The sequence below is a fragment of the Arthrobacter sp. TMN-49 genome (assembly GCF_054511095.1).
The window spans coordinates 39,189-51,771 of sequence record NZ_JBTNDH010000008.1; the positions used below are offsets into that span (position 1 = coordinate 39,189).

General features: G+C 62.1%; 10 protein-coding genes. 6 read left to right on the top strand and 4 right to left on the bottom strand.

Annotation, left to right across the window (positions count from 1 at the left end; all coding sequences use genetic code 11):
• Window positions 1-159 precede the first annotated feature (159 nt).
• Window positions 160-990 (bottom strand): trans-aconitate 2-methyltransferase, encoded by an 831-nt coding sequence (locus ACX80E_RS05335; RefSeq protein WP_459300871.1) that lies wholly within the window; start codon window positions 988-990, stop codon window positions 160-162.
• A 44-nt stretch (window positions 991-1,034) separates the two neighbouring features.
• On the opposite strand from ACX80E_RS05335, the gene ACX80E_RS05340 reads away from it, so the two are divergent.
• Genes ACX80E_RS05340 through ACX80E_RS05350 form a run of 3 tightly spaced genes read left to right on the top strand, consistent with a single transcriptional unit; the run spans window position 1,035 to window position 5,404 of the window.
• Complete coding sequence (locus tag ACX80E_RS05340; RefSeq protein WP_459300872.1) at window positions 1,035-3,581, top strand: DEAD/DEAH box helicase; 2,547 nt, start codon at window positions 1,035-1,037, stop codon at window positions 3,579-3,581.
• Window positions 3,582-3,602: 21 nt separating this feature from the next.
• Window positions 3,603-4,115 (top strand): GNAT family N-acetyltransferase, encoded by a 513-nt coding sequence (locus tag ACX80E_RS05345; protein ID WP_459300873.1) that lies wholly within the window; start codon window positions 3,603-3,605, stop codon window positions 4,113-4,115.
• A complete protein-coding gene (locus ACX80E_RS05350; RefSeq protein WP_459300874.1) occupies window positions 4,112-5,404 on the top strand; it encodes an alpha/beta fold hydrolase in 1,293 nt (430 codons plus the stop codon). The genes ACX80E_RS05345 and ACX80E_RS05350 overlap by 4 nt, the downstream gene beginning before the upstream one ends.
• 119 nt (window positions 5,405-5,523) lie before the next feature.
• Here the strand turns inward: ACX80E_RS05350 and uvrB are convergent, their stop codons facing one another.
• The gene (gene uvrB / locus ACX80E_RS05355; protein ID WP_459300875.1) at window positions 5,524-7,602 is read right to left on the bottom strand and encodes an excinuclease ABC subunit UvrB; all 2,079 of its coding nucleotides are present in this window, start codon (window positions 7,600-7,602) and stop codon (window positions 5,524-5,526) included.
• Window positions 7,603-7,751: 149 nt separating this feature from the next.
• On the opposite strand from uvrB, the gene ACX80E_RS05360 reads away from it, so the two are divergent.
• Window positions 7,752-8,102, top strand: coding sequence for a DUF4190 domain-containing protein (locus tag ACX80E_RS05360; protein WP_459300876.1), 351 nt, complete (start codon window positions 7,752-7,754; stop codon window positions 8,100-8,102).
• Window positions 8,103-8,155: 53 nt separating this feature from the next.
• Here the strand turns inward: ACX80E_RS05360 and coaE are convergent, their stop codons facing one another.
• The gene (gene coaE / locus ACX80E_RS05365) at window positions 8,156-9,133 is read right to left on the bottom strand and encodes a dephospho-CoA kinase (protein WP_459300877.1); all 978 of its coding nucleotides are present in this window, start codon (window positions 9,131-9,133) and stop codon (window positions 8,156-8,158) included.
• Between the two features lie 22 nt (window positions 9,134-9,155).
• Between coaE and ACX80E_RS05370 the strand changes: the two genes are divergently transcribed.
• Window positions 9,156-9,881 (top strand): IMPACT family protein, encoded by a 726-nt coding sequence (locus ACX80E_RS05370; protein WP_459300878.1) that lies wholly within the window; start codon window positions 9,156-9,158, stop codon window positions 9,879-9,881.
• A 199-nt stretch (window positions 9,882-10,080) separates the two neighbouring features.
• On the opposite strand, the gene rpsA is transcribed toward ACX80E_RS05370, so the two are convergent.
• On the bottom strand, window positions 10,081-11,562 hold the full coding sequence (gene rpsA / locus ACX80E_RS05375) for a 30S ribosomal protein S1 (protein WP_459300879.1): 1,482 nt from the start codon (window positions 11,560-11,562) through the stop codon (window positions 10,081-10,083).
• Between the two features lie 247 nt (window positions 11,563-11,809).
• Here rpsA and ACX80E_RS05380 point away from each other — a divergent pair, with 247 nt between their 5' ends.
• Window positions 11,810-12,580, top strand: coding sequence for an ABC transporter permease (locus ACX80E_RS05380; protein ID WP_459300880.1), 771 nt, complete (start codon window positions 11,810-11,812; stop codon window positions 12,578-12,580).
• The last annotated feature ends 3 nt before the right edge of the window (window positions 12,581-12,583 follow it).

Sequence of the window (12,583 nt, forward strand, 5' to 3'; positions counted from 1 at the left end):
ACCGGGAGGTCAGGGCCAGAACCGCGAGTGTGGCCCACAGTCGCGAGTGGCCCACCTCTTGCTTCTGCGCACCGTTCATAGCGGACGTGGCGCCACCCTCTACGTCAGGCTGCCAGTGAAGCGCAGAAGCAGTGGAGGGTGGAGATGCCGGCACGTCACTCATTGTTTCTGGCCCACCATAAAGATGCGCCGGAACTCAAAGTTGGTGCCGAACTCGGTGGCCGGATAAGCCTGTTGCACCAACGCCGCATATTGTTGCTCAAACTCAACGCTGTCCACGGGTCCCAAGGCCGCCAGAACGGGGCGCAACCCCGTTCCGCGAACCCATTCCAGCACCGGGTTCTCCCCTTGCAGGAGCTGGCTGTACGTGGTTTCCCACACATCGACTCGCGCATCGCCGCGCAGGAATAGCTCCTGATACTCCGCCGGCTCCCCCACCGCATCCTGATGCCGCAGCACCCCGTCCAGCTGGTCCCGCCAGCGTGCACTGGCGGCCAGTTCCCGCATGAGGGTGTGCGACGGCGCCCCGAAGTTCCCCGGCACCTGCACTGCCAGCCACGCACCCGGGCGAAGCGCCGCCAGCCAGCCCGACATCAACCCCTGGTGGTCCGGTACCCATTGAAGGGCGGCATTGGACACAATCACCTCGGTCTCGGCGGTGGGCGCCCAGCCGGCAATATCCGCCACGGCGAAGCTGAGCCCGGCACCCGGGTGAGGCCGTTCGCCTGACTGGGCACCGGCGTCGAACGTCTGGATGTGCGAGCTGGCTGTGGCGATCATTTCGGCCGAACTGTCCAGCCCCTCAACGAAAGCAGAAGGCCACCGCTGCGCGAGTGTGGCGGTGAGATTGCCGGGGCCGCACCCCAAGTCAACAACTCTGGCCGGCGCCGACGCGGCGATGCGCGCTGTTAGATCGAAGAACGGACGATTGCGAAAATCGCCAAATTGCGCATACTTTTCCGGTTCCCATCGGAACGCTTGATCACCCATGGCGTTATCCTGCCACAGCTTGGAGCGCATAAGCTGGGAACACCATGAATCTTCTTGAACAGCTTGCTACCTTGAATCCGCAAACCTCCTCCGATGACGACGTTTTAGACGCGTTTTTGGAATGGACCCTGGACAAGGGCATTGAGCTGTACCCGGCCCAAGAAGAAGCAGCATTGGAGCTGGTCAGCGGCAACAACGTCATCCTGTCCACGCCCACAGGCTCCGGCAAGTCGATGGTGGCCATCGCCGCCCACTTCAACGCCATGGCCCGCGGCGCTGCCAGCTACTACACGGCCCCCATCAAGGCTCTGGTGTCCGAGAAGTTCTTTGCCCTGTGCGAGATCTTCGGTGCCGAGAACGTTGGCATGATCACCGGCGACTCCTCGGTCAACCAGGACGCTCCCATCATTTGCTGCACGGCAGAAATTCTGGCCAACATTGCCCTGCGCGAGGGTGACAACGCCGACGTTGGCGTGGTGATCATGGACGAGTTCCACTACTACTCAGACCCGCAGCGGGGCTGGGCGTGGCAGCTGCCGTTGTTGGAGCTGGCGCAGTCCCAGTTCCTGCTCATGAGCGCCACCTTGGGCGAGGTCAGCCGCTTTGAGCGTGAGCTGACGGAGCTGACCAACCGCGACACCACCACCGTTTCCTCGAGTGAGCGGCCCATCCCCTTGCACTACTACTACGTGCAGACGGGTGTGCACGAGTCCCTGGAGGAGCTGCTGGCCACCAAGCAGGTCCCCGTCTACGTGGTGCACTTCAGCCAGGCCGAGGCCATCGACAGGGCCCAGAACCTCATGAGCATCAATGTGTGCACCCGCGAAGAGAAGGACAAAATCAATGATCTGATCGCCGGTTTCCGCTTCTCCGCAGGGTTCGGCAAGACCCTCAACCGGCTGGTCCGGCACGGCATCGGCGTACACCACGCAGGCATGCTGCCCAAGTACCGCCGCCTGGTGGAGCAGTTGGCCCAGGCCGGGCTGCTGAAGGTCATTTGCGGCACCGACACCTTGGGTGTTGGCATCAACGTGCCCATCCGCACGGTGCTCTTGACGGCCTTGAGCAAGTACGACGGCGTGCGGACGCGCGTTTTGCAGGTGCGTGAGTTCCAGCAGATTGCAGGCCGCGCCGGCCGGGCAGGCTACGACACCGCCGGCACGGTCATTGTGCAGGCGCCGGATCACGTCATTGAAAACACCAAGTCCATGGCCAAGGCCGTGGCGAAGTTTGGCGATGACCAAAAGAAGCTGCGCCAAGTAGTCAAGAAGAAGCCCATGGCGGGTTTTGTCAGCTGGGGCGAGCCGACGTTCACCCGTTTGGTGGAATCCGTGCCGGAACCGTTGACGTCCAGTTTCACCATCACCCACGCCATGTTGTTGAACCTGCTCGAACGCCCCGGGGATCCCTTCCTGGCCGCCAAGACGCTGCTCACGCAAAACCATGAATCGCCGTCGAAGCAGCGCGCCCTGATGCGCAAGGCCATTGGCATGTACCGTGAACTGCTCGGCGCCGGTGTGGTGGAGCGGATTCCCGAGGACGAGCTGGAAGCCGACGGCCGTACTGTGCGCCTGACGGTGCACCTGCAAATGAACTTTGCCTTGAACCAGCCCCTCTCCCCGTTCGCACTGGCCGCACTGGACCTGCTGGACCCCGAATCGCCCAGCTACGCCCTCGATGTCATCTCCGTCATTGAGGCAACCCTGGAGAAGCCACGCCAAATCCTCTCCGCCCAGCTCAAACGTGAACGCACCGAAAAGGTTGCCGCCATGAAGAGCGAGGGCATCGAGTACGACGAGCGAATGGCCATCCTGGATGAGGTCACCTACCCCATGCCGCTGTCGGAGCTGCTTTTTGGTGCCTTTGAGGTCTATCGCAAGGCATCACCGTGGGTGGGCGACTTCGAGCTGAGCCCCAAGTCGATCATCCGCGACATGTACGAGCGCGCCATGAACTTTGGTGAGTACGTCCAGTACTATTCGCTGGCCCGCTCCGAGGGCATCGTGCTGCGCTACCTCACCGACGCGTACAAGGCGCTGCGCCAAACCGTTCCCCAGGACGCCCTCCGCGGGGACCTTGAGGACATCATCTCCTGGCTGGGCGAGCTGGTCCGCCAGGTTGACTCGAGCCTGCTGGACGAGTGGGAAAAGATGACCGCCGGTGACGCCAGCGACGGCGCCACCCTGGCCCAGGAATCCTCCCTCCCGCCTGTCCCACCCAAGCTGACGGACAATCAGCGTGCCTTCCGCGTCATGGTCCGCAATGAGATGTTCCGCCGGGTTGAGCTGGCAGCCGATGATGACTTTGCGGCGTTGGGGGCGCTCGACGCCGACCACGGCTGGGATGCGGATCGCTGGGCCGACGCCCTGGACGAGTACTGGGACGAACACGAATTCATCGAATCGGGCCCGGCCGCCCGTGGACCGGCGCTGCTGACGATCACCGCGGGTGACGACAGCTGGACGGTGCGCCAGACCATTGTGGACCCCGAGGCCAACCACGACTGGTCCATGACGGCCACAGTGGACCTTGACGCGTCCAACGAGGCCGGGTCCGCCGTCGTGCTCTTCAAGGACTTTAGCCGAATGTAAGGCGCGCGCTAAGCTCAAGGTATGAGTTTCATACGCACAGCTGAGCCCTCCGATGTCCCCGAAATCCTAGGCATGATTCACGATCTGGCTGTTTATGAAAAAGAGCCCGATGCCGTGAAGAACACCGTGGAGATGCTGCACGCCAACCTTTTTGGTGACAATCCGCAGATCTTTGCCCACGTCGTGGATGCCGGGCAGCCCGGTGAACCCATTGTTGGGTTCGCGTTGTGGTTCCTGAACTACTCGACGTGGGAAGGTACCCTCGGCATTCATCTCAAGGACTTGTATGTGCGCCCGGAAATCCGCGGCGGCGGCCACGGCAAGGCTCTGCTGCGCACCCTGGCGCAGATCGCTGTGGAACGCGGCTACGCCCGGGTCGAGTGGAGTGTGCTGGACTGGAATGAACCAGCCATCAACTTTTACAAGTCCCTGGGGGCTGCCCCCATGGACGGTTGGCACGTATACCGTCTGGACGGTGCCGCGATGGAGGCCTTTGGTGCGGCGCAGCAGATCACTGCGGAGGCTCGGGCATGAGCGTCTCGGAGCCGTACAACATCAGAGGGGTGCGGATCCGTGACCACTGGTTCACGGCCCCCTTGGACCACGCCAACCCGTCGGGGCCAAGCATTGAGCTGTTTGCCAGGGAACTGCGCAATGACCGCGCGAACGCGGAGGAGCTGCCGTGGTTGCTGTTCCTGCAAGGCGGTCCGGGCGGACGGGGCAATAGGCCAACGGCGCTCGGCGGCTGGCTGGCAGAAGCCACAGCACACTTCCGCGTGTTGATGCTCGATCAGCGCGGCACCGGACTGTCCACGCCGGCCACACGGCAAACGTTGCCGGCCGCCGGCGACGTTCACGCCCAAGCCGACTACTTGTCGCATTTTAGGGCCACGGACATTGTGGCCGATGCGGAGCTGATTCGGGCCGCGTTGGGTTCCGGGCCGTGGACCTTGTTCGGCCAAAGCTATGGCGGCTTTTGCGCCTTGACGTACCTTTCCTTTGCCCCGCACGGCGTGAAGGAGGCTCTCATCACGGGAGGCTTGGGGCCCCTGGACGGGCCGGCCGACCGGGTTTATCAGGCCACGTTTGAGCGATTGCGCCGCCGCAATACAGAATACTTCGCCAAGTACCCGCAGGACCGGGCGCAGGTCACCCGGATCATGCGCCACGTGGTGGCCGTGTCCGAATTCCTGCCCACGGGTGAACGGCTCACCCCGGAACGGCTGCAAATGCTGGGGAACTATCTGGGGGGCAACACTCGCTTTGACGGCCTCCACTATCTGCTGGAGGACGCGTTTGCGCCCACCGTTGACGGTGACAGGTTGTCGGACAATTTCTTGTCCCAGGTGTCGGCGCAGGTCAGCAGGGCAAGCCAGCCACTGTACGCGCTGATGCACGAATCCATCTATGTTCAGGATGAGCCCAGCAAGTGGGCCGCGGCCAGGGTCCTGGCCGAGAACCCGGACTTCCGCCCGGACGTGCCCGAGCCCCTGCTCACCGGCGAGGCAATCTACCCTTGGTACTTCGAACAGGATCCCGCCCTGGTCCCGCTGCGTGAACTTGCCGGGGTGCTGGCGGAGCGCACCGAAGGGTGGGGACAGTTGTACTCCCGTGAGCAGTTGCTGAACAACACCGTGCCCGTGGCGGCCGCCGTCTACACAAACGACATCTATGTGGACAGGGAGATCTCCCTGGCCACCGCTGCCGCCGTCAAGGGCTTGCAAGTGTGGGAGTCAGCCCAGTTCCATCACGACGGGATAGCCGACGACGGCGAGGGCATCTTCGCGAAGCTGCTCGCCATGGTGCGTGCGCCGCAAGCGTAACCTCCCCCACTCTCCCCCGCTGTTCTGTGTCGCAGTTGTTGGATTGGCAAGCGCTTTCTTACGACTTTTTTGAGTAACAACTGCGACATAGAATCTAGGGCGTGGGAGGATGCGGCGGGTTAGGCGTGGCCGGCCTCGCGCATTTGCCGGAGCTCCTTCTTCAAGTCCCCGACCTCATCGCGCAGGCGCGCCGCCAGTTCGAAGTGAAGGTCGGCGGCCGCGCCGTGCATCTGTGCCGTCAGCTCTTCGATGAGACTGATCAGCTCCGCCGCGGGGCGGGAGGCCAACCCGTCCTTGCGGACAGCCTTCTTGCCGGCACCAACCTTTTTGACCCTTGCTTCCTCCAACAAGGCTGCCGTGTCAGCATCCTCACGCGCCAGCTGGTCGGTGATGTCCGCAATCTTCTTGCGCAACGGTTGCGGATCAATGCCGTGTTTCTTGTTGTAGGCGACCTGAATTTCGCGGCGCCTGTTGGTCTCGTCGATGGCGAATTCCATGGATGCCGTGACCCTGTCGGCGTACATGTGAACTTCACCAGAGACGTTACGGGCGGCGCGTCCAATGGTCTGGATCAGTGACGTGGACGAGCGCAGGAAGCCTTCCTTGTCGGCGTCAAGGATGCTGACCAGGGACACCTCGGGCAGGTCCAATCCTTCGCGGAGCAGGTTGATGCCCACCAGTACATCAAAAACACCCATCCGGAGCTCACGCAGCAGCTCCACCCGGCGCAGGGTGTCAACATCCGAGTGCAGGTATTCAACCTTGATCCCGTTGCCCAGCAGATAGTCGGTCAAGTCCTCCGACATGCGCTTGGTCAAGGTGGTGACCAGGACGCGTTCGTTCTTGGCGGTCCGCTTGCGAATCTCACCGAGGAGATCGTTGATCTGATCCTGGGACGGCTTAACAATGATCTCCGGGTCGATCAAGCCCGTGGGTCGAATGATCTGTTGGACATACCCGTCCGACTTGCCCAGCTCGTACTTGCCGGGTGTTGCCGACAGGTACACGGTCTGGCCCACGCGTTCGAGGAACTCATCCCATTTCAGCGGCCTGTTGTCCATGGCTGAGGGCAGCCGGAATCCGTGGTCCACGAGTGTGCGCTTGCGGGACATGTCGCCCTCATACATGGCGCCAATCTGTGGCACCGTCACATGGGATTCGTCAATGACCATGAGGAAATCGTCGGGGAAGTAGTCGATCAGACAGTGCGGGGCGCTGCCTTGGTCGCGGCCGTCAATATGCCGTGAGTAGTTTTCAATGCCGTTGCAGAAACCCATCTGCTCCATCATTTCCAGGTCATAGGTGGTGCGCATGCGCAGCCGCTGGGCTTCGAGCAGCTTGTTCTGGCTTTCTAGCTCCTTGGTGCGGCTGGCCAGCTCGTCCTCTATTTGCTTGACGGCACGGGCCATCCGGTCGGGGCCCGCCACATAGTGCGACGCCGGGAAAACGTACATCTCGTTCTCTTCCCGGATGATCTCCCCCGTGAGCGGGTGCAGGGTGTAGATGTTCTCGACTTCGTCGCCGAAGAATTCCACCCGGAGGGCTTGTTCTTCATACATGGGAATGATCTCCACTGTGTCCCCGCGCACCCGGAACGTACCGCGGTGAAAATCAATGTCATTGCGGGTGTACTGCATGCTGACAAACTTGCGCAGCAGGTCATCGCGGTTCATCTGGTCCCCGCGGGTGAGGGTGACCATGCCTGCCACATACTCCTCCGGCGTGCCCAAACCGTAAATACAGGACACTGTGGCCACCACAATGACATCCCTGCGGGTCAGTAGTGCATTGGTGGCGGAGTGCCGTAGGCGTTCCACTTCCTCGTTCACGGAGGAGTCCTTCTCAATGAAGGTGTCCGACTGCGGCACGTACGCTTCAGGCTGGTAGTAGTCGTAGTAGGAGACAAAATATTCGACGGCGTTGTTGGGCAACAGCTCCCGGAACTCATTGGCCAGCTGGGCCGCAAGGGTCTTGTTTTGCACCAGCACCAGTGTGGGCCGTTGAACTTGTTCAATCAGCCACGCTGTGGTGGCCGACTTTCCCGTACCTGTGGCGCCAAGGAGCACAACATCCTTTTCGCCATTGTTAATCCGTTCGGTGAGTTCCTTGATGGCGGCCGGTTGGTCCCCGGCCGGCTGGAATTCACTGATGACTTCAAAGGGGGCCACAACACGATTGATCTCTTGCGCAAGACTCATGCAGTTAACGCTACCCCTGATAGCGCCGCCTGTGGCACATACAGAAAAATGTCATGGGCAGGACTCCCCATGCAACATGCACGGCAATTGGCTCCTGCCATGCAAAACTATTATCAGCAACTATCATCATCCGCCCTTGAGAGGACATCATGACGCAGAACACCCCCGAGAATCCGTACGATAAGCAGCAGACGCAGCAGGCCCAGCAGTACGGCCAGCCCGCCTACGCAAACGCCCCCTACGGTGCACCGGCCGAAGATCCGGGCAAGACACTGGGCATCATTGGCCTGGTCTTGTGCTTTGTCTTCGCTCTGGCCGGACTGATCGTGTCCATCATCGCCAAGAAGAAGTCCACAGAGGCCGGCTTCACCAACACCCCGGCCAACGTTGGCGTCATCCTGGGCTGGATCTTTACCATCCTCGGCACGCTCGTGGCGATCTTCTACGTCATTGCGTTCGTTGTTTTGCTCAACAATGGCGTGACCACCACCACGTACTAGCCACTAGCTAGTCGCGGCGGGCCCCTTCCCAGGACGGAAGGGGCCCGCTGCATTTAACGTGTAGTTGCTGCCGACACCGAAGCAGCATCCACGGCCAGAGTTGCCGGCCTGCCAGGATCGGCCGAAACATGCAGGGACCCGCCCCCGTCCAGCCGGCCGGTCAAGGGAAAACCAGCGCCAGCCAGTGGCGCAGTGGCAGCTGGCGTGTCCGCCGCCGTGCGCAGCTGCAGGTGCAGCTCCACGACATCGCGGGCCGCCTGCCCCGGAATGGATGTTGCACCCACGTGATCCACCGATACGGCCGACTCCCCCACAGCCGCCTTCACCCGCGCAGCCAAGCGTGCTGCTTGCGCCGGCCAGCTCGGATCGGCTGGGACGGTGTGGGCCGAGGTGGTGCCGGCGACGTTGGAGGCCGGCAGCCCGGCGGCAAGGTTGGCGGCGAAGGGCAGCAGCCGGCCATGCCATAACGCGTCAAGTTCAGCCAGGGCCCGCTGCGGCGAACCGTCATTGACAATGATGACATCGGCGGCGGCAGCCCGCTCCTCGTCGCTGGCCTGCGCGGCCAACCGAGCCAGTGCATCCGCTCTAGCCATGCCCCGGTTGCCCATCATGCGCGCAACCCTTGTCCCGGTGGAGGCCTGCACCACCACCACCAGGTGAAAGTTGGCGCCCTGCCCGGTCTCGACGAGCAGCGGGATGTCCTGGACCACTATGGCGCCGGGTCCTGCGTCGTTCTTTAGCGCTTGTGCGGCGGCCCGCACGCGCGGGTGAATGATGGCGTTGAGGGTCTGCCGTTCGGATGGATCGGTGAACACCAATGACCCCAGCAGCGGCCTGTCCAGCGACCCGTCGGGCAGCAGGATGTGCGGGCCAAAGTGCGCTACCACCTCCGCCAGGCCCACAGCGCCGGGGGCAACGGCCTCCCGGGCGAGCTGGTCGGCGTCGATGACCACGGCGCCCAGCTCACGGAAGCGGGTGGCGAGAAGCGATTTGCCGGCAGCGATGCCGCCGGTGAGTCCCAAGGAAAGCATGACTCCACACTAGACTGAATTGGTGAGCCAAACACCCGAACCCCCGTTGGCCACCCGTGGTGCTAACACGTACGCCACCCTCGCCGCGGGGCAGGACTTCCGCCACGAACTGAGCATCAAACGGTCACGGTTCATCACAGTGCTCCGCCGGGTTGAAGATGAGGCCGCCGCCCGCGCGCTGGTGGCCGAGTTGCGACGTGAATTCTACGACGCCCGACATCATTGCAGTGCCTTTGTCGTTGGCCCGGACCGTGACCTGCAGCGATCTAACGACGACGGCGAACCCTCGGGCACCGCCGGCACCCCCATGCTGGAGGCCCTCGTCAAACGTGAGACGCGTGCTGCGTCCGGCGCGGGCAGCGGTGGTGCCGCCGACCTCAGCGACGTGTGTGCCGTCGTCGTACGCTATTTTGGCGGGATTCTGCTGGGCGCCGGTGGCCTGGTTCGGGCCTACTCCGAATCGGTGAGTTCGGCGATTGACGCGGCACCCCTGGTGCGGCGTGAGCGGTTGAGGCTGTTCACGGTGGCGGTGCCCCATGCGCGCGCGGGCCGGCTGGAGAATGAGCTACGCACCGCCGGATACCTCATGACGGGCAACACCTACGACACCGAACACACCCATGTTGGACTGGCCATGGCCGATGACACGCAGGTTATCGTGGCGGCCGTTGACCGGCTGGCGTCACTCACCGCAGGCGCCTGCAGCTTGGCCGCCGTTGGTGTCGACTGGGTGGACACGCCACTCTAAGTTCCATCCAGCCGCTCATGTCGGCGTCATGGAGGGTCGCGGCGTGAAGACCCAGAACCACGTGCGTCACCACAACGGACAGCAACGCCCACCAGTACTCGCTCGTGATGGCCCGTCCGCTGAGTACGTCGTGCAAAAAGCGGGCCCCCGCCGAAGTGGGGACCCGCCTTCTTTGACCTACGTCAGCAACGAGCGGAAATTAGTTTCCGGTCAGCTTCTCACGCAATGCGGCAAGGGCTTCGTCAGAAGCCAAGGTGCCTGCACCGGTCTCGGCTGCAGCAGGCTCGGAGGAGTAGGAAGTCCCTGCGGACTCGCCACCTTCACCGGCGCCATCGGCAGCTGCATCTTCTGCGGCGTGCTCAGCAACCTGCTTCTTGTGTGCTTCCCAGCGAGTCTGAGCGTCAGCGTACTGCTGCTCCCAGACGGCGCGCTGGCTCTCGTAGCCGTCAAGCCACTCGTTGGACTCGGAATCGAAGCCCTCCGGGTACTTGTAGTTGCCCTCTTCGTCGTACTCAGCAACCATGCCGTAGAGTGCCGGATCGAACTCGGTGGAGTCGACGTCAACACCCTCGTTGGCCTGCTTGAGGGACAGCGAGATGCGGCGGCGTTCCAGGTCGATGTCGATGACCTTGACGAACAGCTCGTCACCAACGGAGACAACCTGCTCGGCCAGCTCAACGTGGCGAACTGCCAGCTCGGAGATGTGAACCAGGCCTTCGATGCCGTCTTCGACGCGAACGAACGCACCGAACGGAACCAGCTTGGTGACCTTACCCGGTACAACCTGCCCGAGGGCGTGGGTGCGGGCGAAGGTCTGCCACGGGTCTTCCTGCGTAGCCTTGAGCGAGAGCGATACACGCTCGCGGTCCAGATCCACTTCGAGAACCTCGACGGTGACTTCCTGGCCAACTTCGACAACCTCGGACGGGTGGTCGATGTGCTTCCAGGACAGCTCGGAAACGTGAACGAGACCGTCTACGCCGCCAAGGTCCACGAATGCACCGAAGTTGACGATGGAGGAAACAACGCCGGGACGAACCTGACCCTTTTCCAGCTTGTTGAGGAACGTGGAACGAACCTCGGACTGGGTCTGCTCGAGCCAGGCACGGCGGGAAAGAACAACGTTGTTGCGGTTCTTGTCCAGCTCGATGATCTTGGCTTCGATCTGCTGACCGATGTAGGGAGCCAGGTCGCGCACACGGCGCATTTCGACCAGCGATGCGGGCAAGAAGCCGCGCAGGCCGATGTCGAGGATAAGACCACCCTTGACCACCTCGATGACGGTACCGGTAACGACACCATCTTCTTCCTTGACCTTCTCGATGTCGCCCCAGGCGCGCTCGTACTGTGCGCGCTTCTTGGAGAGAATCAGACGGCCTTCTTTGTCTTCCTTCGTGAGGACCAAAGCTTCAACCTGATCGCCAACGGAGACAACGTCTCCGGGATCAACGTCGTGCTTGATGGACAGCTCGCGGGAGGGGATGACGCCTTCGGTCTTGTAACCGATGTCGAGCAGAACTTCGTCGCGATCAACCTTGACAACGATACCTTCGACGAGGTCGCCGTCGTTGAAGTACTTGATGGTTGCATCTACTGCGGCGAGGAATTCTTCAGCAGTACCAATGTCGTTAATGGCAACGACGGGAGTGGTACTAGTCTTCTCGGGGGTCGTGATGGTCATGTAGTAGGGGCTCCGATGTGGATAGTTGGTTTCGCCGAACCCTAGCAAGTTACGCGCATAGGGTGCGTCTTGCTGGACAGGGTCCGGAATTATTATGGTTGCAGGGGTTCCTGCGGATAGATCATGCACGCAACGAACAAATCCTTTGCGATGGTAACCGCTCGAATTCACGCATGACATGCCCATTTAGTCTAGTTGCTTGGGTCAAGGAGCGCAAAACCCGTGTTCGACGGCGATAATTGCGTTTGTGGACAATTCAACTCTTTTGCGGCTGGGCCCGAGCACCTGGGTTCTGTTGGCGATTTTTCTGCTTCTTGCGGCGGTACTGTGGCGCACAGCGCTGGGCCGTTCCCCGCTGCAGATGCTTGTGGCCGGCGTTCGGGCGCTGGTGCAACTGGCGGCCGTGGCGCTCGTCATTGCTTGGTTGTCCAACAGGGGTGCCTGGGCGTTTGCGTTCGTTGCGCTCATGTTTTTGGTGGCCGTGTGGACTTCGGGACGGCGGGTTGCTGCCGACGGGCGCTGGTGGATGGCAGCGATTCCCTTGGCCACCGGGGTTATTCCGCCGGCTGCGCTGATGTTTGCCGTTGGCGTGCTGCCGTTCAATGCGTTGGCGATCATTGCCATCCTTGGCCAACAAATTGGTGGTGCCATGTCTACGGTGACGCTCAGCGGGCGGCGCATCCGCGACGAATTAGCCCTTCGCCACGGCGAAGTGGAAGCGGCGGTGGCGTTGGGTTTCGAGTGGCACGCAGCCCGCGCCCTGGTGGCAAAACCCGTTGCTGGAGAGGCTGTTTTGCCCACCTTGGACCAAACCCGGACCGCAGGACTTGTCACCTTGCCGGGCGCTTTTGTGGGCATGATCATAGGCGGAGCCGCTCCCCTGGATGCCGGGCTCATCCAATTGCTGGTGCTGATCTCCTTGCTTCTGGTCACTTCCAGCGCGGCCGCCACGACTTTGTGGCTAAGTTGCCGCGGCGCCTGGTCCCGCCCGAAAACCTCCAGTGCATCAACGTTCTGACGG